The following is a 20439-nucleotide window of genomic DNA, read 5'->3' on the forward strand; positions in this document are numbered from 1 at the left end:
TCAGTCGCCTCTACGCCACCTGCAACTCCCGGCGCGGCGCCTGATGGCGCGATCGGAACGCGCGGCCAGGTACCGGCTGCATAAATCCAGCTTATCATCATCCCCAGTTTTTGAAGACGTTACACGGCCTTTCGCCGCCTGTAGCTTCGGCGGTACACATTGGAAATGCTTGGGATTTGGTGGGTCGATGCAGACATATGCGCGGGTGGTGATTGTTGGTGGCGGGTGTGTCGGCGCGGGCATCCTTTACGGCCTGGCCAAGCGTGGCTGGACCGATGTTGCACTGCTCGAACGCACGCAACTGACGGCCGGCTCGACCTGGCATGCGGCCGGCCTCGTCCCATCCTATGCCCGCAACATCAATATCGGCCGGATGATCAACAAGACCATCGAGATCTATGAAGGGCTCGAGGCCGAGACCGGGCAGCCTGTCGGATGGCACAAATGCGGCCAGTTGCGAATTGCCAATTCCAGGGACCGGCTCGACGAATACAAGAGCTATATGAGCGTGGCCGACGTTCAGGGCATGCGGGCGCAGTTACTGTCGCCGGCGGAGGCGAGGGCGCTGTGCCCGCTTCTCGACAACAAGCATATGCTGGGCGCCCTCTATCATCCAGATGACGGCCATATCGCGCCGGCCGACGTGACCCATGCCATGGCCAAAGGCGCGCGGGATCTGGGCGCCAAGATCTATCTCAACACGGAGGTCACCGGCTTTCAGCGGACTGCCGGCGGCGAATGGCGGATCCAGACCAACAAGGGCGACATCATTTGCGAGCATGTGGTCTGCGCGACCGGCAATTACGCGCGCCAGACCGGCGCGCTGCTCGGCCTCGACATTCCCGCCATTCCGATCCTGCACCAGTACTGGATCACCGAGCCGGTGCCGGAGGTCGTGGAGCGCAAGAAGCAGGGACGCGCGGAAATGCCGATCCTGCGCGACGAGGGTTTTGAAGGCTATCTGCGCGAGGAGGGCGACGGCTTCATGTTCGGGCCCTACGAGCGCACCGAACACCTCAAACTGTTCGCCGAGGATGGCGTTCCCGCCTGGTTCGGCGCCGATCTCGTCGAAGAAGATTTCGAGGCGGTGTCATGGAACTGGGAGCAGGCAACGCAACTCGTGCCGGCGCTGGGACGCGCCGGGATCAAGGCCAATGTCCGCGGCCCCTTCCAGATGACGGCGGACGAGCTGCCCCTGATGGGACCGGCCTGGGGCCTGCCCAATGTTTGGCTGGCCGAGGGCGTGCCGGGCGGCATCCTGTGGGGCGGCACGATCGGCTACTATCTGTCGGAGCGGATCGTCGAGGGCGGCAACAGTCTCGACACCTCCGATCTCGACCCGCGCCGCTTCGGCGACTACGCCAACAAGGCGTGGACGCGCGAGAAAGTCCGCGAGGCCTGGGGCACGCATGCGGAGCAGAAATATCCCGGGCAGGACATGCCCGCCGCCCGGCCGCAGAAGACCGCGCCGTCCTATGAGCGGCTGACCGAGCTGGGCGCGGTCTGGGGCGTGCTCAACGGCTGGGAAATGCCCAACTGGTTCGCCCCCAAGGGCGTCGAGGCCAAGGATCAGTATAGCTGGCGCTGGACCGCCAAGGGCGTGTTCGTCGGCGAGGAGGTGCAGGTCGTGCGCAACGCCGTCGGCCTGGTCGAGATGACGCCGATGACCAAGTTCGAGGTGTCGGGGCCGAACGCGGCGGCCTGGCTCGACAGGATCCTCGCCAACCGCCTGCCGGCGGTCGGCCGCGCGACGCTGGCGCATCACCTCACGGCGGGAGGCGGCGTGCAGGCGGAATACATGGTGGCGCGCCTTGGCGAAGACAGCTTCTACCTCATTTCGACGCCGCGCGCCGAGCGCTGGAATTTCGACGATCTCTCAAAACTACTTCCCGCCGACGGCAGCGTCAGCCTGAAGAATGTCACCAACGAGCGCGGCTGCTTTACGGTCGTGGGGCCGAAGGCGCGAGACGTGCTGCAGCCGCTGACCGAGATCGATCTGTCGAATGCGGGCTTTCCCTGGTTCGGCGTGAAGACCGGCAGCGTGGCGCTTGCCAGCGACGTGCGGCTGCTACGCGTCAACTATGAAGGCGAGCTCGGATGGGAACTCTACCATCCCATGGCCTACCAGCGGCAATTGCTCGACGCGATCCTGAAAGAGGGCGAGAAGCACGGCATGCGGCTCGTCGGGTTGCATGCGCTGGAATCGCTGCGGCTGGAGAAATCCTATCGCGCCATGTACCGCGACATGAATCCCGAACTCAACGCACTGGAGAGCGGGCTCGAGCGCTTCATCCGCCTCGACAAGGGCGATTTCGTCGGGCGCGATGCGGTCCTGAATTACAAGGACAAGAACGACCAGCGCCGGTCGGTGACGCTCAGAATAGAGACCGACGGCGCCAGCACGCTTGCTTCCGAAGGTCTATACATCGATGGTGAGCTGGTCGGGCGCATCACGTCGGGCGGCTATGGCTACACGCTCGGACATGATCTGGCGCTGGCGCTGCTGCCCGAGCGTCTCAGCAAGCCCGGCACGAAGCTCGACGTCGCCATACTGGGGGAGTGGAAGACCGCTGAAGTCATCGCGGATTCGCCCTATGACCCTACCTCGGCAAGGGCGCGGATGTAGCGCGCCATCCGGCGCGCACCGTGCGCCGCAGGTCACTGCCAGATTATCTCCGACCGTCCGGAACAAAGCCGACTGGCGCAGGTTAGGTCCCCAGCACATGTGTGCATAAAAAGGACCTTCCCCATGAAAACGCGCCTATTCCTGGCCTCACTGGCCACAGCCACAGCCATGGCTTTCGCCATGCCCGCCCTCGCCGCCGACAGCGCTCAGGACTTCGTCAACAAGGCCGCTGCTGGCGGCATGTTCGAGGTCGATTCGAGCAAGGTTGTCGAAGGCAAGGTGCAGGATCAGAGCATCAAGGATTTCGCCCACAAGATGATCGACGATCACGGTGCGGCCAACGCCAAGCTGGAGACGATCGCCGGCGAACAGAAGCTGACGGTTCCCAAGGAATTGGACGCCAAGCATAAGGGTGATGTCGACACTTTGCAGAACGGCAAGGATCCGATCGACGGCCCCTACGTCCAGATGCAGCGCGACGCGCACACCGATGCCGTGAAGCTGTTCGAGAGCTACGCCAAGGACGGCGACAACGCCGAGCTGAAGACGTTCGCCCAGCAGACGGTGCCGACGCTCAAGATGCACCAGGAGATGATCGAAAAGATCGCGGCGACCATGGGCACCCAGTCGTCAAGTTCGCAGACGCCCAAGGTCACTGTCGGTGACAAGCCCGACCAGACACCTCCGCTTTCCGGCGCCAACAGCTTCACCGAAGACCAGGCAAAGGGCCGCATCCAGGATGCCGGCTTCGCCGATGTGTCGAAGCTGACCAAGGACGACCAGGGCATCTGGCGTGGCCAGGCCAACAAGGACGGCAAGAACACCACCGTGGCGCTGGACTACAAGGGCAACGTCGTTGCCGGCACCAACTGAAACTGAAATCCAGGAGATCAAAACCATGAAAACCGTAACCGGCCTATTCGACAATTACGATGATGCCTCCGACGCCGTCGGCGAATTGGAAGCCAGCGGTGTTGCGCGTGACGATATCAGCATCGTTTCCAGCAATTCGGACAATCAGCACGACAACAACGGGTCCAAGGCCGCCGACGACGCTGCCGGCGGCGCCGGACTGGGAGCCGCGATCGGTGGCGCCGGTGGATTGCTCGCCGGACTTGGCCTGATGGCCATTCCGGGCGTTGGTCCGGTGGTGGCTGCCGGGTGGCTGGCTGCCACTGCCGTCGGTGCCGTTGGCGGTGCCGTGGTTGGCGGTGCCGCTGGTGGCATCGTCGGGGCGCTTACCGATTCCGGTGTCCCTGAGAATGATGCCCATGTCTACGCCGAGGGCGTGCGTCGCGGCGGCACGCTGGTCACCGCCAAGGTCGACGACCAGCTGGTGCCGGAGGCCGAAAGGATTCTGGGGCAGGCTACGTCTGTTAACCTGGAAGCACGGCGCGGCGAATACCAGGCCGACGGTTGGACCGGCTTTGACGCCGACGCGGAAAACTACCGCTCGAACGAAATCGGCCGGGACGGCGCTCGCGACGTGAATCGAGTTTGATCGACAGGGCCTCGCTGCCGAAAGGCGGCGGGGCCATTCTGCCGAACAGCCTTTGGCTAGCGCATCAAGCCGGCTGCACGAAGCGCATCTTCAATCACCTTGCCAATGCCCGTAGCAGAATCGGTTGAACCACCCGGACGCGTTTGTTCGGCAGGTTCGACCCGCGCAGGCCTTGGCTTTTCGGGCGCTATATATGGGCGCAAGTCCGTACCTGCAGTGGGGTTCGCTGCGGCCGCCTCAAACTTCGCCTCTCTTCGTGCATCCCGGCTTGCAATATCCCAGAAGGCCGCCATACGTCTCGTCGACGATATTCCAACATCCAGCATGAACGGTGCGGCATGGCCCAAGCCGTCCTCGCCACCCGTCTTCAAGGGGGTGCCATGGTCCATGCCGGCAATGGTGTATTTTTCGATCACCTCATGGCCATCGGCGTCGCACCAAACCTGCCGCGTTTGTCCATCGACCGTCTCTTTTCGAACAGGGCTTGCCTCTACGCGATGAACGCTCTGCCATTGGGCGACAAGGGAGTCAGCGTTGGACGGCGCTACCGTGTGGTCGGCCGTGCCCTGCCAGATCGAAATCTTCGGCCATCTCCCTTTGTGTGGCGAAGCCTGCGCCAGGCGTCGCTGGAGCTCCGCTGGGGTTGGGCCGCCATGGCCACGCATGCGATCGAACGCCTCCGGGATCGTCGATGCGCTGCCATAGGCAAGGCCGGCAATGACTGCGCCGCCGGCGAACACCTCCGGATATGTTGCCAGCATTGCCGCCGCCATGGCGCCGCCGGCGGAAAGACCGGTGACGAAAACGCGCCGGCGGTCCAGGCCATGCTTCGTTACCATGGCTTCGATCATCTGGCGGATGGAGCGCGCTTCACCGCGATCGCGGGTGACATCTTCGGGCACGAACCAGTTGAAGCAGAGATTGGCATTGTTGGCGCGCTGTTGTTCCGGGAACAACACGGCAAACCCTTCCTCGGCTGCCAGGCGCGACCAGCCGGACCCGTGATCGTAGCCGGCCGCCGTCTGCGTGCAGCCGTGCAGGACGACGACCAGTGCGGCTTCGCGCGGTAAGTTCTCAGGAACGTAGAAGCGTGCCCGCAAGGCGCCTGGATTGGACCCGAACGCGGCCAGGTCGGCCAGACTGTCGAGGTCGCTTTGTTGGGAAAATGCCGTCCGGCCTCGCATGGCCGAAAGGCGGGCGATCGTATCTGAGATGTTCCGCAAATCGAGATCCTGGACCGCCGGAATGGCGGAAGCCCGAGCACAATGCACATGCAGCAACATCGTTGCTGCACTGCACAATAGCAAGCTTACGCTGGGGTAGACGAGAGGCGAATGCTCCGTTCCAGGCCGTCCCGGCTCCCGGTCGGCAAACCGCCGGACCGGCCGAGCGCTCCCAACGGCGCGCTCAAAATCGACTGCGCGCGGTTCTAACTCTTTGTTTTGACGCAATTCCGGACGGAAAACCGTTCACACTTTTCCTGGAATTGCTCTAGTCCGAGAACCTCACGCTCACGCCGCGCTGGCGAAAATAAGCCTGCATCAACTTGCGGCCCGAGCGGTTGTTCTGCGCCAGCTTGGTCGGATCGAACACCGCCTGTTTTATCCCCTCCCGTGCCAGGGCTGCCTTAAGCGTCGCAATATGTGCGTCGATGTCGGCATTGTCTGCCCGAAGCGAAGCATAGATGTTCTCGGTCGCCTCGGCCACGGTCAGTTCGCTCACAGCTGTCGTCCTCTGGTTGGTTGCGCGGCGGCTTAGCACAGATTCGCGGCTCCGCCGATACCGATGCGCACCATTCAGGCTGGTCAGCTACAAGGGCTTCCCACCAGCGCCGTACCTCAAGCCGGGCTGCTCTTGGCCGACTTTGCCAGTTCCTGTTCCAGATCCACCAGTTCCTTGCCGCCCGCCATCAGGTTGAGCAGCTGGTCGCGGTCGATTTCGCCCTTGGCGTAGGTGCCGGTGCTTCTGCCGCGCTTCAAGAGCGTGAAGCGGTCGCCGACGACATAGGCGTGGTGAACGTTGTGGGAGATGAAGATGACGCCGATGCCGCGCGCCTTGGATTGCACGATGAGCTTCAGAACCACGGATGCCTGATGGACCCCGAGCGCCGATGTCGGCTCGTCCAGGATCAGCACCTTGGCGCCGAAATAGACGGCACGGGCAATGGCCAGGCATTGCCGTTCGCCACCAGACAGCGTGCCGACCGGCTGTTCGGGATCGCGCAGCTGGATGCCCATCGCCGACATCTCGTCATAGGCGGTGCGGTTGGCGAACTCGGCGTCGAACTGGCTGATCGGCCCGAACTTGCGCATCGGCTCGCGCCCGAGGAAGAAGTTGCGCGCCACGCTCATCAGCGGCACCAGCGCCAGGTCCTGGTAAACGGTCGCGATGCCGCTGTCGCGCGTATCGGCGGGCGAGGCAAACCGTGTCGGTTTGCCCTGGACGCGGATTTCGCCCTCATCGGGCGTGTAGACGCCGGACAGCGTCTTGATCAGTGTCGACTTGCCTGCGCCATTGTCGCCGAGCAGGCAATGCACCTCGCCGGGGCAGACATCGAAAGACACATCCTTCAGCGCGACCACCGAGCCGAAATATTTGCTGACCGATTTCAGTTCGACATAGGGCTCGGCCATCACCGGCTCCTCATGGCGCGGTTGCGTACATAGCTGTTGAACAGCACCGCGATGACCATCATGGCGCCCATGAACAGCTTGAACCAGTCGGTGTCGATGCCGGTGTAGAAGATGCCCATCTGCACGACGCCGAAGATCAGGGCGCCGAACATGGCGCCGACCGCCGATCCGTAGCCGCCGGTGAGCAGCGTGCCGCCGATGACGACGGCAATGATTGCCTCGAATTCCTTCTGCGTGCCGCGCAGCGTGTCGGCCGAGCCGGTGACAAGCACCTGGATCGCCGCGAACAGGGCAGCCGCAAGTGCCGTCATGACGAACAGCGTGATCTTGGTGCGCGCCACCGGCACGCCGAGATTGCGGGCGGCATTGGCTTCGCCGCCGGCGGCGAAGATCCAGTTGCCGAAGCGGCTGCGCGTCAGCAGCCAGGTGCAGGCCAGGGTCAGCGCGATCCACCACACGATCGACACCGGAATGCCCGAAATCGACGGCAGGCCGTCCGCCCGCTTGCCGATCAGGCCGATGTCGGCAAGCCAGGCGATCAGGCCGGAAAACACCTGTCCCGAAAACAGGCTGTTGAGCGGATCGTGCAACGCCAGTTCATGCACGCCCGACACCTGGGTCCGCCCTGATATGCCGCGTGTGAGACCCAGGGTCAGGCCGCGCAGCATGAACAGGCTGCCGAGCGTCACGATGAAGGAGGGCAGTCCGGTCCTGACGACGGCGAGCCCGTTGAGCGCGCCGATGCCGCCGCAGACGGCGAAGGTGAACAGCAGCGAAAGCCAGATCGGCCAACCCCAGAAAACGGCAGGGATGGCGATGAGGATGCCGGCAAAGCCGATCATCGAGCCGACCGACAGATCGAACTCGCCGGCGATCATCAGCAGAGCCACGGGTGCGGCGAGAATGCCAAGCTGGGCCGAGACTTCGAGGAAGTTGACGATGCCCTTGGCACTGAAAAGTCCCGTGCTTCCCGCCGTGATGGCGAAGAACACGAAGACCAGCACGGTGCCGGCGGCCGCGCCAAGCTCCGGCCTGCTCAACAGGCGGCTGAGGCGTGAGACGGACCGGACCCGCTCGTCGCGAATCTCTGAAACCATGACTGCGTTGCCCTTCACATAGAGCCGTTCATCGTTTCACGCTGAACAGCTCTATCTCCTTGCCTTGACGCAATTCCGGACGGAAAACCGCTCACACTTTTCCTGGAATTGCTCTGATGGTGCGGCCGGAGCGAAGCCCCGGCCGCCAGTGTCAGCGCTTGCCGAGTTTCGACAGCTCGATAACCGAGGCGGCGGTGTCCTTGGTGACGAAGCCGGGGCCGGTCGGATAGTCGGCGATCGGCATGATCTTGTACTTCTTCCAGAGATCGAACATCGCGATCGGGATGTAGCCCATGGCATATTGCTGGGCGTCGATGCCCCACTCCATCTTGCCAGCGACGACGGCCTGCAGGATCGTGGGGGAGAGATCGAACGTGCCGGTCTTCACTTTGCCCGACAGGCCCAATTCATCAAGCGCGGCCAGCGTCGGTTCGGCACCGCTGGCGCCGACGGCGAGAATGAACTGTGTATCGGCATGAGCGGTCATGTAGGCGATCACGCGGTTCTTCATCTCGGTCGGGTCGATGACGCCGTTCATCACCGGCACATCGACGCCCAGACCCTTGGCAAAGCCGGCGCAACGGTCGTCAAGGCTCGAATTGCCGACCTCATGGTTGGCGCAGACCGCCTTGGTGAGGCCGAGCGCCTTGATGCGCTCGCCGGCCATGACGCCCGCCTGGAACTCATCCTGCCCCATGAACAGCAGGCCGCCAAGGTCATGGGTGAGTTTCGAGCCGCCGGAATCGATGATGATGACCGGAATGCCGGCGGCGACGGCATTCTTGACCGGAGCCGAAAGGGCCGCCGCATCGGGGATCGAAACAACCATGCCGTCCGGCTTCGAGGCCGTGATGGCGTCGATCATCTGCGCCATCTTGGCCATGTCGAAGGTTTCAGGCGCCAGATATTCGGCCTTGACGCCCAAGGTCTTGGCGGCATCGTCCATGCCGTTCTTGACGACCGACCAGTAGGGGTCGCCGCTCTGGCCGTGGGTGACGAACACCACGCGCGTCTCATCGGCGGCCGCAAAGGTCGTGGCCGCCATCATCATCGTGAAGCCGGCCAGCAGGCCGAGCGCAGGCTTTATTAATTTCGCAAGCGAAAACATAGAACCTCCTGTTTGTTTTCCGCCGCCGCAATTACGGTCGGCAGTCCAGTTGCCCCTTCATTCCAGTTTCATTCCTCAGCACTGGTTCCCTGGAGGCCGCATGGCGGCCTCGATCACTCAATGACGTCAAATCCAGCTTGCCTCGCCATGCGCGACAGGTTCAGGAATCCCATTGTCGCATAGGTCAGCGGATTGGCCTTGTTGGGATCCTGCTCGGCCTCGACGACCAGCCAGCCGCTGTAACCATTGTCGGCCAGCACGCGCAAAATGGCGGGGTAGTCGATGGAGCCGTCGCCGGGGACGGTGAAGATCCCTTCCATGACCGCACCCATGAAACTCATGTCCCCGGCGCGGGCACGCTCAAGCACGGCTTTGCGTGCGTCCTTGCAGTGCACATGCACGACGCGTTTGACGTGCGCCTTGACGAGGGCCAGCGGGTCGCCGCCCGAAAATGTCGAATGGCCGGTGTCGTAGAGCAGGCCGACCGCTTCGCCGGTGTGCCGCATCAGGAGGCCGACCTCGGCGTCGGTTTCGACGATGGTCCCCATATGGTGGTGAAAGGCCATGCGCACACCGAAATCCGCCATCCGTTCGGCGAGTTCGGTCAGCTTGCGGCCATAGGCCGGCCACTCTTCAGGGCTGAGGGCCGGGCGCTGCGAGATCGGCCCCCAGATGGCGTTGTGGCGACCGCGCGAGGTGTCGGCATAGACGACATGGGTCGAGCCCATATCCTTCAAGAGCTGGAGATGCGGCGCGATCGCATCCATTTCCGCACTGAGGTCCTTCTCGTCGCAACGGCCGTCATACCAGCCGGAAATCACGGCAAGGTCATAGCGCTGCATGATCGGCTTCAGTTCAGCCGAGCGGCGCGGAAACTTGCCGCCAAGTTCGGTGCCGGAATAACCGGCCTGCCTGGTTTCGCTGAGACAGACCTCAAGCGGTGTATCGCCGCCGAGTTCCGGCACGTCATCGTTGGTCCAGGTGATCGGATTGATGCCGATGCGAACCTTCACGGGCGAACTCCTGATTGCTTCAACTGGGCAAGGTGATGGCGGGCGAGTCTGGCCAGCAGCGTCATGTCGCGGCGGGCATGCTCGGCGGTGTTGCGCTCCGGCGTGCCTTCGACGATCGCCGACCAGAAGCCTTTCAACTCCTCGACGAACGCTTCTTCGTAGCCGCTGCTTATGTCGCGGCTGGAAAGCGTGTGGCCGTCGCCGGTGCGGATGGTCAGCCGCGTCGGCTGGTGGTTGAGATAGGGCGAGGGGAATTCCAGTTCGAGAGAGGCATCGTCGAAATAGAGCGTGATGCGCTCGCGATAATCGGGCAACCTGGGAATGGCGATATGGACCATGTTCCACATTGCCTGGCCGTCGAGCAGCCGCACGGCGCCCTGACCACCTTCGCCCTTGGCGAAGAGCGAGGCGCCGACGATTTCTCCGTCGGCGATACCCAGCGCGTCAAGCAAGCCATGGACGGCGTTGACGTCGTGCACGATCGACGAACAATAGGCGCCGACAAAGCCGCGAAAGGCGTCGGGATCGTCCAGCCCCGGCACGGCGCGCGCCACCTGCTCGCGCTGCCTGGCTTCGGTCGAGGCAATCAATTCCGCCGCGACGTCGTCACCCCGGCAAGTGGAGGCGTGCCGGATGAAGGGCCAGGCGTCGGGATCGTTGACCTCGACCGAAATATAGCGAAGCGTCCGCGCCGTGCCGGGCAGCATTTTCAATGCCGCCTCGTAGCTCGGGTCGAAACGCTTCATGTAGCCGACCTGGAGCACCTTTCCGGCGCGATCCCTGGCCGCGATCAATTCGTCGATATCCCCCGCACTGTAGCAAAGCGGCTTTTCACAGAAGACATGCAGCCCCCTGGCAAAGGCGGCGAGGCTCTGTTCGCGGTGCAGCGCATCCGGCGAGGCGATGATCACGGCGTCAAGCGGCATCGCGCGCAGCGCGTCGAGATCGGCGAATGTTTCGAGGCCGAATTCCTCGCCGACAAAGGCGCGGACTTTGCGCGAAGGGTCGTAGACACCGACGATCTTGAACTGCCGGTGCAGTTTGAGCAGGTTCGGAATGTGCTCGACCTGGGCGACGCCGCCCGCACCGATCACTCCCACCCTTATGCACTGCATCGGCCAGCCCCATCTGAACCCGAACGCTTTTTGCTTGAGCCTAAGGCTGCTTTGGTTCCATTGTGAGAGCCAGATTCCATTGATTTTTCGGAACCAGATGAAGACCAGCTTTCCCATCGACGGCATCGCCCTCGATCGCGACAGTCCCGCCAATTTGCACCGGCAGCTCTATGTCCAGTTGCGCGGCCTGATCGAACGGCGCGTGCTGCCGAGCGGCCACGCATTGCCCTCGACACGGGTGATGGCGCGGGACCTGAATGTCGGGCGCAACACGGTGATTGCCGCTTGCGACCAGCTGGCGCTGGAGGGGTATCTGGCGATACGGCCGCGCAGGCCCTCGGTGGTGATGGACCTGCCGACCCGTTCGGTGGCGGCGGAACTTGTCTCGGTCGAGGACGCCAACCCGATATCGCGGCGCGGGCAGACCATGCTTGCGCAACCCTACCATCATGGCCGGCCAGGCATGCTTGCCTTTCATCCCGGCATGCCGGACCCGGACAATTTTCCGTTCAACACCTGGTCGAAACTGCTCAGCCGCCGCGCCAAATTCGCGCATATCGATCTTTTCGGCACCTATCACGTCAAAGGCTATCCACCGCTTTGCGAGGCCATAGCGCGCTATCTCACCGCCTCGCGCGGCGTGAAGTGCACCGCCGAGCAGATCGTCGTCACCAACGGTGCGCAGTCGGCGTTCGACCTGCTGGCCCGGCTGCTGATCGATGACGGTGATACGGTGTGGATGGAGGAGCCAGGCTATTACGGCGCCGGTTCGGCCTTTGTCTCGGCCGGCGCGAAACTGGTGCCGCTGCGCGTCGGCAACGCCGGCTGGAACCTTGATCCGCCGCCTGTCATTCCGCGCATGATTTTCGTGACGCCCTCCTGCCATCACCCGCTCGGCATAACCATGCCGATGGAGCAGCGGCTCAATCTCTTGCATATGGCCGAGACCTGGCGCTCCTGGATCATCGAGGACGACTATGACGGCGAATACCGTTTTCAGGGCCAGCCCATTCCGGCATTGCAAGGCATCGGCGCGTCAGACCGCGTGGTCTATGTCGGGACCTTCGCCAAGATCCTTTTCCCGGCCATGCGCCTCGGCTTTATGGTGGCGCCCAAGGCGATAGACCATACGATCGTCTCGGCGCTGAGCGTGAGCGGCCAGTTCGCTCCCTTGCTCACCCAGGCCGCGCTCGCGGACTTCATGAATGAGGGGCATTTCACCCGCCATCTCAGGCGCATGCGGCGTCTCTATGCGGAGAGGCGGCAGTTCTTCCTGGAAAGCGCGCAAAGGCATCTCGGGGAATGGCTGGATTTCCATACGACCGAATCCGGCATCCAGGTCGTTGGCATTTTCCGCGAGAGATGCAGCGACAGGGCGGTTGCCGAGGCGGCGCTCCAGCAGGGCATCAACGTCTCGGCGCTGTCGATCCAGTACCGTCACGGCACGGAGCAGAACGGCCTCGTCATGGGCTTTGCGGCGGCCGATGCACAGACGACCGAAAAGACGATGCAAAAGTTTCGTGCCGTGCTAAGAGCCCATTTTTCGCGATGAACAGTCCCGAGTAAGCACCTGGGATTATTCACTTTTTTTAGCTGGACTCGTGCCGCTGGGCGGTACTAGCCCGGATCTGCCATCCGTTCCCGACAACGCACCTCGTCAATGGGCCTGCCAAGCGCAGCAAAGCGCGTGGCTGCTTCCTCGAACGCCGCCAGGGCCCGGGTTTCGTTACGCTCGGCCCGGCGCTGCACGCCGCGCGCTTCCCACACGGCCGCCACCCAGGGGCCGCCGTTCCACATGCCGGCGACCCGCTCAGCCTCGTCGAGCCGGCGGCTGACCTGCTCGATCTCGCCCGCCTCGGCCTGTGCGACGGCAGCCGCGGTACGGAAGGTCATCGAGCAAGGCTGGCAATTGCAGCCCGATGACAGCATGCGGTCACCTTCGCGAATGGTCTCGGCGATCCTCTCGGGGGTGGCGGCGGCGCGCACCTCGAGCCCTTTCAGGCTGATCAGCAGGTGCGGCGCAAGCCAGGAAGACTGGGCAAGGGTGGTGGCGCGGTGGATCAACCGTCCTGCCTGCCATTTCTGGCGGCGGGCAAGCGCGAGTTCCGTCAGGCGCTGGAGCGCCAGCACACGGCCGGCCACGGCTCCCACCCGCGCGTGGAGTCTTTCGGCTTCCATCAGCATGCGTTCGGCCTCGGCCAACTGGCCCGAGAAGAGCGCTGCTTCGCCCAGCACCAGCGAGGCCAGGCCGCGCCCGGCGACCGAGCCGGCGCCCTCGGCCACCGACAGGAGCTCTCGTGCCGAGGCGGCGATGTCGTGGTGGCCCTTGGCGCTGCAGAGGCAGAATTCGGCCAGGCACAGATGCCCGTCAAAAACGTTGGAGACGAAGGCCGGCTTGGAGCGGACCCATTCGATGAACTCAGCCCTGAATAGTTCGCGCCACTGGCCCTGCATGTGGGCCACCAGGCCGATCAAGGCGCTGGCCTCGCCAACCTCGCGGGCCAACCCCGCGCCCATGGCCAGTTCGCGGGTTTCCCGGCCGACCTGGCCGGCTCTGGCGAAGTCGCCGCTTTGCAGGTGCAGCAGGCCCCAGGCCAGCGAGGCGCGGATGCGGTCGCTCAAGCCGACGGGGTCGATGGAGGGCACGGCCAGCGCCTTTTCGTACAGCTTCACGGTTTCCGCGCCGGGACCGACCCCGAGATCGATCCGCAGGCAGTCGCTCAACTGATTGAACAGCCGGATCGCCTCGGCCCGGTTGCCGGCGTCGAGCGCCGATTGCATCAGGGCACACTGCGCCTGCTCGTCGGCCGGGTCCATCGCAATCAGGCGCTGCCACAGCTTGCCGGCCCGTAGCACGGCGGCATAGCGCTGCCGCAGGGCCTGGCGGGGTGTTTCGAACCAGTCGACATAGGGATCGTCCGGCAGCAGGTCTCCCGTGTAGAGATCGGCGGCCGCTTCAAGGGCGGCGATTTCCTCGCCGCGCAAGGCAAGCCTGGCGGCGGTCTCGAACGTCTCGACGTCGATCTCGAGGTCGGCGGCCGGGGCGAGTGCGATAATTTCAGCCGCTTGTTCGATGAGGTCATGGGCGCCCAGCGCGCGGCGGGCAAAGTGGATGGCCTTGCGCAGGTTGGCGCCGGCGGCCTCCGGATCGAGATCGGGCCAAAAGGCCTCCATCACCTGTTCGCGGTGAATGCGGTGCGAACGAGTGACGGCCAGCAGCTTCACCAGTGCGGCGCCACGATCCCGGCGCCACGCCGCGACCGGGATGACCTGATCGTCCAGACTGACGCTGAAGCCGCCAAGCAATTGAATTCGAACGCGCAACCGGAAGACCCTTTCAGGACGCGAGGCGCCGCGCGTGCCCGAAATCCGGCCGTCACAAGCACCTGCGCGGCGGGGAACGCTGGCGGAACATAGGTTGCCTAGTCTGCACCCGTAGTCAATTCCAACCGTCTCTCACAGGAGGATGAAATGTCTCTTCGTATCGCCGACACCGCGCCTGACTTCACCGCCGAAACCACCCACGGCCCAATCAGCTTCCACGATTGGCTGGGCAATTCATGGGGCATCCTGTTTTCCCATCCCAAGGATTTTACCCCGGTCTGCACCACCGAACTCGGTTACATGGCCAAGCTGAAGCCCGAGTTCGACAAGCGCGGCGTCAAGATCATCGGGCTCTCCGTCGATCCGGTCGAACGTCATGCCGGGTGGGCTGATGACATTGCCGAGACCCAGGGTCATGCACCGAACTTCCCGATGATCGGCGACCCGATGCTGGCCATTGCCAAGTTCTACGATATGCTGCCCGCCACGGCCGGCGACAGCGCCGAGGGGCGCACGGCGGCCGACAACCAGACGGTGCGCCATGTCTACGTCATCGGGCCCGACAAGAAGATCAAGCTGATGATCGCCTATCCGATGACCACCGGGCGAAACTTCGACGAGATCCTGCGCGTGGTGGACTCCATGCAACTGACCGCCAAGCACCGCGTCGCTACTCCAGTGAACTGGCGGCATGGCGACGACGTGATCATTGCGGGTTCGGTTTCGAACGATGAAGCCAAGGTGCTCTATCCCGACGGCTGGAAGCAGCCCAAGCCTTATATTCGTATCGTCCCGCAGCCTCGCAGCAACGCCTGAGCCTTCCCAAAGACACCCGGCAACAGGAGGTGACAGTATGAAAACCCGTATCCTTATTCTTGGCGCCGGTTTCGGCGGGCTCGAGCTCAGCACGTCCTTGTCCGAAGCTTTGGGTGACAGCATTGCTGTCACCCTGATCGACAAGTCGGATTTCTTCGTGTTCGGCTTTGCCAAGCTTGATCTGATGTTCGGCCGCGCAACCGAAACGGCTGTGCGGCTGCCCTACGCCGACTATGCCAAGGCTGGCGTCAAGATGAAGCGCGAGACTGTCACCGTCATCGACCCGGAACGGCGGCGCGTGACGACGGACAAAGGTGTGCACGAGGCGGACATACTGGTGATCGCTCTCGGCGCCGACTATGACGTCTCGACCACACCTGGCATCACGCTCGGCCGCAACGAATTCTACTCGGTTGCGGGCGCGGCCCACATGGCCAAGGTGCTGCCCGGCTTCACCCACGGCCATGCCGTGATCGGCGTCTGCGGCGCGCCCTACAAATGCCCGCCCGCGCCCAGCGAATGTGCCTTGATGCTGCATGACTACCTGACCGAGAGGGGCGTCCGGGGCGATTGCCAGATCACCTATGTGAACTCGATGTCCAGCCCGGTGCCGCCTTCTCCCGAAACATCGAAGGCGCTGCTCGCGGCCTTCGCCGAGTGCGACATCACCTTCATCCCCAGCACCCGCGTGGTTTCCGTGGACGAGGGTCGCAAGGTTGTGACGCTCGACAATGGCGGCGAACTGCCCTGCGATCTGTTCCTGGGCGTGCCCAGGAACCGCGCGCCCGATGTCGTCGTCGAGGCCGGCATTACCGAAGGCGGCTGGGTCACCATCGATCCGCGCACACTGGAAACCCGCTTTTCCGGCGTCTACGCGCTGGGGGATCTGGCCAATACGGGCGCGCCGAAGGCGGGCGTCTTTGCCGAGGGCGCCGCACGCACCGTTGCTGCTAACCTGATCGCCAGGCTCCGCCATGAGGAACCGACGGCCAGGAACCCGGGGGCGGGATCCTGCTACATCGAATTCGGGGCCAACCGGATCGCCAGGGTGGATGTGGATTTCTTCTCTGGTCCAAAACCCACCGGTACTTTCTACGAACCATCGGAGGCCTTGCGAGTCGACAAGGTGAATTTCGGCTCCAGCCGCAAGGCCCGCTGGTTCGGGCATTGACCTTCGACAAAGGCGGGCGCCGATGAATTATCACCACCGCCCGTCCAGTTGCTTTAGGCCATCTGCAATTCCCTTCGCGGCAGCGGCGGGAAGGCGATCGCTATGCCCGCGGCCCCCAGGCCGATCAGGGCCGAGCCGATGAACAGCCAGTGGTAGCTGGCATAGGCGTCGAAGACCATGCCGCCGGCGAGCGGTCCCAACGCCATGCCGAGGCTGGACAGCATGGTGGCGGCGCCGAATACGGTGCCGAGGATGCGCTGGCCGAAATATTCGCGCGCCAGCACCGCGTAGAGCGGCATGACGCCGCCATAGGTGGCGCCGAAGATGACGGCCAGCATATAGAACTGGTCGAGCTGGCTGACCGAGAGATAGGTGGCAATGACGATCGCCTGGATCGCGAGGCCCGCGACCAGCACCGGCTTGACGCCGAGCCGGTCGGCCAGCACGCCGTAGAGAAGCCTGCCGCCCAAGCCGGCGAGACCCTCGACGCTGTAGATCGTGACCGCCGCCATGGGGGCGACGCCACACAGCATGGCGTAGCTGACCATATGGAAGATCGGCCCGGAATGGGCAGCACAGCAGGCGAAAAAGGTCAGCCCGAGCACGATGAACTGCGGCGAGCGCAGCGCCTGGCCGACACTCATGCCGGTACCCTCAGTGACCGGCGCGGAGGCCGCATCCGCCATAGCGGGCTTTGGCGGCTGGCGGACCAAAAGCACCGCCGGCAACAACAGCACCCAGGCCATGATGCCGATGTCGAACATGGCGGCGCGCCATTCATAGGCCGAGATCAGCCAGCGGGCGAACGGCGAGATCGTCATCGGGGCGACGCCCATGCCAGCCGAGACCAGCGACACGGCAAGGCCGCGGTGGGTGTCAAACCAGGCCGTGGTCAGCGCGATCATCGGCGCGAAGAAGGCGCTGGCGGCAAGCCCGACGAGCACGCCATAGCTGATCTGGAAGGTCATGAGCGAGCCGGCGCGGCTCGCCACCACCAGCGCCAGGCCGAGCAGCACGGCACCGATCGCCACGACAATGCGGGCGCCGAAGCGGTCGGAGAGGGCGCCCCAGGCGAAGCCGCCAAGGCCCATGACCAGGAAGTTGAGCGTCATGGCGCTCGAAATGCCGGCCCGCGACCACTGCGTGTCGAGCGCCATCGGTTCAAGGAAAATCGCCAGCGAGAACATCGTGCCGATGGCGACACAGGACATCAGCGCGCCTGCCGCGACGATGACCCAACGATAGGAAAGGTTCATGCAAATCTCCCATGCCAGAGGGCAGCGCTCAGCGCTGCTTGCGTCCGAAGGACGCTGGCATGGAGGCCCGTCCTACAATCCGGTTGCATTTTTTATCCAGTCTGGGCTGGTGCCCTTTTGCCGGTCGCTTTTCGTGGGCGATTGTCGTGATCGGTATGGCATCGGCTGACTTGCTGGGGTATTCGATCGGCTGATCCTTCTTCAAGGCGGCCGGACAAGGCCAAGACATCCGCTTCATGATCCTGGTCTTCAAGCTTTTCAGCACGCCGCTCCTTATCCTCTGTCTCACATTGCTGAGCCGGCGTTTCGGGCCGGCGGTGGGTGGGCTGCTGATGGGGATACCCTTGGTGACCGGCCCCGTTTCGGTCTTCACCGCACTGGAAAATGGCGCGGCGTTCGCCCGGCACGCGGCGGTGGGCAATCTAGTCGGCCAGGTCTCGACCTGCATCTTCTGCTTCGTCTACGCCCGCGCGGCAAGGCGCTTCAACTGCTGGATCAGCATGCTCGCCGGAGTCGGCGCCTTCTTTCTCGCCACCTTTGTCTGGAACCTGGCCAGCTGGACATTCGCGCAGGCCATTGGGCTGCTTCTGGTGACGTTGTTCTTTCTGTCCTTCCTCACCAAAGCGGTGAATATGGAAGCGCTTGCCGGGATAGCGCCGAGATGGGACCTTCCCGCGCGGATGGTCGTCTCGACGGGCTTCGTCTTCCTGATCACCTTGTCGACCAGGTACCTTGGGCCGCAGCTCAGTGGGCTTGTGGCCCCGTTTCCCGTGTTTGTCCTTGTCCTGGCGATGTTCACGCATCATCAGCGAGGAGCGCCGGCAGCCGCCAATCTGTTGCGTGGCGTTATCGTCGGGTCGTTCTCATTTGCGTCCTTCTTCACGGTCGTGGCTTTGGCGCTGTCCGACAGCTGGCTGCCGTTTGCCTATGGGCTCGCTACGCTCGCGAGCGTGGCAACCACGAGTGCGATTTATCTCTGCACACGCGCCACCCCGTTTGTCGGGACCACTCCGTTGATTGGTTCTGTTGCTGTCGCCCCGCTTAAGCCGAACATCTTGCGCGATGGCGGCTCACTCTGACAGCAGACAGGCTGACGCCAAAGCGCCGGTGACAGGCCTCAGATCGGCAGTTCCGACGTGTATTTGATCGTCTGGCTGGGGACGTCGGTCTTGACGTTCTGGACGCCTTTGATGCGGCTGAGATGCTCCGACTGGAAGCGGCGGTAGTCGTCGATGCTGGCCGCCACAATGCGCACCATGGCGTCGCAATCGCCAAGCATCAGGTAGCATTCCATGACCTGGGGCAGCTTGGCTACTTCGGTGGCGAAGTGCCCGATCGTCTCCTCGTCCTGCGTCTTCAGCCAGATGCGGGTGAAGAAGGTGAGGCCCTTGCCGATGCTGGCCGGGTTGAGCACGGCGACATAGCGGTCGATGACGCCGGCTTCCTCCAACAGTTTCACGCGCCGCAGGCAAGGCGAGGGCGACAGGCCGACCTCATTGGCCAGATCGTTGTTGGCCATGCGGCCGTCGCGCTGCAGCGCCCGCAGGATGCGCCTGTCGATGTCGTCAAGTTTCATGGTGTTGAATTCCATTTTCTTGGGCATCTGTGACATTCAGTGCCAAAAATAGGTGAAATGCAACAATCTTTGCAACCAAATTGCGGCGAGCTGTGGGTATGTTTGCCCCCGGTATCACGAGAGTTCAAACGCAGGGAAGCGGCGGCCGCGAGGCCGGCCGATGGCAGAGCATGAGCATTTCACAGGCAGTCGAAGCGGCGGGCGATGGCTCGGGATCCGAGTTCCGCCGGGGCGTGGCATCCTGCGCGCCGGTGCTGTTCGGCACCATCCCGTATGCGCTGGTGCTCGGCGCCCAGGCCACGCAGAAAGGGCTGAGCACGCTCGAACTGTCGATGATGACGGGGCTGAATTTCGCCGGTGGTTCGGAATTCGCGGCGATCCAGTTGTGGACGTCGCCGCCGCATGTCCTGCTCATCGTCGCCATCACCTTCCTGGTCAACAGCCGTCATCTTTTGATGGGAGCGGCGCTCGCGCCATTCCTGCGCGACCTGCCACGGCGCAAGGCGTTTCCGGCGCTGTTCTTCCTATGCGACGAAAGCTGGGCGCTGGGTCTGGCCGATGCCAAACAGCGCGCCGCCGCCGGGATCACGCCGGCCTTCAGCCCGCGCTATTATATGGGCGCGGCACTGGCGATGTATCTGACCTGGGTGGCCTTCACCACGCTCGGCGCCTTGCTCGGCCCGATGCTTGGCCATGTCGAGACCTACGGGTTCGACATGGCGTTTCCGGCCGTCTTCCTGGTGCTGATGCGCGGCATGTGGAAGGGCGTGGCGGCGGCGCGGCCCTGGCTGGTCAGCCTTGTGGTTGCCGCGCTTGTCTATCTCTTCATTCCCGGCGCCTGGTATGTCGCGGCAGGGGCGGTGTCGGGGCTGCTTGCCGCCTGGCTGATGGCAGGTGACGCATGATCGACATGGCAACCCTTCTCACCATCGTGCTGATGGCCGGCGTCACCTATCTCACGCGGATCGGCGGTTATGTCGTGCTGCGCAACCGCACGCTCAGTGCGCGTGCCACGGCGGTGATGGAGGCAGCGCCGGGCTGCGTGCTGATCTCGGTCATCGCGCCAGCCTTCGTGTCGAGGAATCCGGCCGATCTGCTGGCGCTGGCCATTACTTTCGTCGCCGCGACACGGCTTTCCATGCTGCCGACCGTGCTGATCGGCGTTGGCGCCGCGGGCCTGCTTCGACATCTATTGGGCTAGCC

At 63.7% G+C, this 20439-nt stretch carries 19 protein-coding genes; 9 read left to right on the forward strand and 10 right to left on the reverse strand.

Features of this window, described 5'->3' with window-relative positions:
• Nucleotides 1-187: 187 nt before the first annotated feature.
• The 3 genes from DBIPINDM_RS27215 (at nt 188) to DBIPINDM_RS27225 (ending at nt 4127) form a co-directional block, all read left to right on the forward strand.
• Nucleotides 188-2626, forward strand: a complete 2439-nt coding sequence (locus DBIPINDM_RS27215; RefSeq protein ID WP_258582085.1) for a GcvT family protein — start codon at nt 188-190, stop codon at nt 2624-2626.
• Nucleotides 2627-2749: 123 nt separating this feature from the next.
• Nucleotides 2750-3499, forward strand: a complete 750-nt coding sequence (locus tag DBIPINDM_RS27220) for a DUF4142 domain-containing protein (protein WP_258582086.1) — start codon at nt 2750-2752, stop codon at nt 3497-3499.
• 25 nt (nt 3500-3524) lie between these two features.
• A complete protein-coding gene (locus DBIPINDM_RS27225) occupies nt 3525-4127 on the forward strand; it encodes a general stress protein (protein ID WP_258582087.1) in 603 nt (200 codons plus the stop codon).
• Nucleotides 4128-4183: 56 nt separating this feature from the next.
• On the opposite strand, the gene DBIPINDM_RS27230 is transcribed toward DBIPINDM_RS27225, so the two are convergent.
• The 7 genes from DBIPINDM_RS27230 to DBIPINDM_RS27260 all read right to left on the reverse strand — a co-directional run bounded on the left by DBIPINDM_RS27230 (nt 4184) and on the right by DBIPINDM_RS27260 (nt 11093).
• Complete coding sequence (locus DBIPINDM_RS27230) at nt 4184-5350, reverse strand: alpha/beta hydrolase family esterase (RefSeq protein ID WP_258589354.1); 1167 nt, start codon at nt 5348-5350, stop codon at nt 4184-4186.
• A 268-nt stretch (nt 5351-5618) separates the two neighbouring features.
• On the reverse strand, nt 5619-5849 hold the full coding sequence (locus tag DBIPINDM_RS27235; RefSeq protein ID WP_258582088.1) for a hypothetical protein: 231 nt from the start codon (nt 5847-5849) through the stop codon (nt 5619-5621).
• Between the two features lie 116 nt (nt 5850-5965).
• Nucleotides 5966-6760 (reverse strand): ATP-binding cassette domain-containing protein, encoded by a 795-nt coding sequence (locus tag DBIPINDM_RS27240; protein WP_258582089.1) that lies wholly within the window; start codon nt 6758-6760, stop codon nt 5966-5968.
• Nucleotides 6760-7857: an ABC transporter permease gene (locus DBIPINDM_RS27245; protein WP_258582090.1), complete on the reverse strand. Its 1098-nt coding sequence runs from the start codon at nt 7855-7857 to the stop codon at nt 6760-6762. The genes DBIPINDM_RS27240 and DBIPINDM_RS27245 overlap by 1 nt, the downstream gene beginning before the upstream one ends.
• A gap of 151 nt (nt 7858-8008) precedes the next feature.
• A complete protein-coding gene (locus DBIPINDM_RS27250; protein ID WP_258582091.1) occupies nt 8009-8965 on the reverse strand; it encodes a sugar ABC transporter substrate-binding protein in 957 nt (318 codons plus the stop codon).
• 113 nt (nt 8966-9078) lie between these two features.
• Nucleotides 9079-9978: a myo-inosose-2 dehydratase gene (gene iolE / locus DBIPINDM_RS27255; RefSeq protein WP_258582092.1), complete on the reverse strand. Its 900-nt coding sequence runs from the start codon at nt 9976-9978 to the stop codon at nt 9079-9081.
• Complete coding sequence (locus DBIPINDM_RS27260) at nt 9975-11093, reverse strand: Gfo/Idh/MocA family protein (protein ID WP_258582093.1); 1119 nt, start codon at nt 11091-11093, stop codon at nt 9975-9977. Before DBIPINDM_RS27260 ends, iolE begins: the two co-directional genes overlap by 4 nt.
• Nucleotides 11094-11190: 97 nt before the next feature.
• On the opposite strand from DBIPINDM_RS27260, the gene DBIPINDM_RS27265 reads away from it, so the two are divergent.
• The gene (locus tag DBIPINDM_RS27265) at nt 11191-12645 is read left to right on the forward strand and encodes a PLP-dependent aminotransferase family protein (protein WP_258582094.1); all 1455 of its coding nucleotides are present in this window, start codon (nt 11191-11193) and stop codon (nt 12643-12645) included.
• A 65-nt stretch (nt 12646-12710) separates the two neighbouring features.
• Here DBIPINDM_RS27265 and DBIPINDM_RS27270 read toward each other — a convergent pair whose 3' ends face one another.
• A complete protein-coding gene (locus DBIPINDM_RS27270; protein ID WP_258582095.1) occupies nt 12711-14417 on the reverse strand; it encodes a BTAD domain-containing putative transcriptional regulator in 1707 nt (568 codons plus the stop codon).
• A gap of 147 nt (nt 14418-14564) precedes the next feature.
• On the opposite strand from DBIPINDM_RS27270, the gene DBIPINDM_RS27275 reads away from it, so the two are divergent.
• Together DBIPINDM_RS27275 and DBIPINDM_RS27280 are read left to right on the forward strand one after the other, a co-directional pair.
• Nucleotides 14565-15233, forward strand: a complete 669-nt coding sequence (locus DBIPINDM_RS27275) for a peroxiredoxin (protein WP_258582096.1) — start codon at nt 14565-14567, stop codon at nt 15231-15233.
• Between the two features lie 37 nt (nt 15234-15270).
• Nucleotides 15271-16404 (forward strand): NAD(P)/FAD-dependent oxidoreductase, encoded by a 1134-nt coding sequence (locus DBIPINDM_RS27280; protein WP_258582097.1) that lies wholly within the window; start codon nt 15271-15273, stop codon nt 16402-16404.
• 53 nt (nt 16405-16457) lie between these two features.
• Here DBIPINDM_RS27280 and DBIPINDM_RS27285 read toward each other — a convergent pair whose 3' ends face one another.
• Entirely contained in the window at nt 16458-17660 is a 1203-nt protein-coding gene (locus tag DBIPINDM_RS27285) for an MFS transporter (protein ID WP_258582098.1), read from the reverse strand.
• Between the two features lie 236 nt (nt 17661-17896).
• Between DBIPINDM_RS27285 and DBIPINDM_RS27290 the strand changes: the two genes are divergently transcribed.
• Nucleotides 17897-18739: a hypothetical protein gene (locus tag DBIPINDM_RS27290; RefSeq protein WP_258582099.1), complete on the forward strand. Its 843-nt coding sequence runs from the start codon at nt 17897-17899 to the stop codon at nt 18737-18739.
• A 38-nt stretch (nt 18740-18777) separates the two neighbouring features.
• On the opposite strand, the gene DBIPINDM_RS27295 is transcribed toward DBIPINDM_RS27290, so the two are convergent.
• Entirely contained in the window at nt 18778-19236 is a 459-nt protein-coding gene (locus tag DBIPINDM_RS27295) for an Lrp/AsnC family transcriptional regulator (RefSeq protein ID WP_258589355.1), read from the reverse strand.
• A gap of 170 nt (nt 19237-19406) precedes the next feature.
• Between DBIPINDM_RS27295 and DBIPINDM_RS27300 the strand changes: the two genes are divergently transcribed.
• Nucleotides 19407-20141, forward strand: a complete 735-nt coding sequence (locus DBIPINDM_RS27300) for an AzlC family ABC transporter permease (protein WP_258582100.1) — start codon at nt 19407-19409, stop codon at nt 20139-20141.
• Complete coding sequence (locus tag DBIPINDM_RS27305; protein ID WP_258582101.1) at nt 20138-20437, forward strand: AzlD family protein; 300 nt, start codon at nt 20138-20140, stop codon at nt 20435-20437. Before DBIPINDM_RS27300 ends, DBIPINDM_RS27305 begins: the two co-directional genes overlap by 4 nt.
• Nucleotides 20438-20439 lie beyond the last annotated feature (2 nt).

Origin of the sequence: Mesorhizobium sp. AR02, from assembly GCF_024746835.1 — a bacterium.
Taxonomy (GTDB): Bacteria; Pseudomonadota; Alphaproteobacteria; order Rhizobiales; family Rhizobiaceae; genus Mesorhizobium.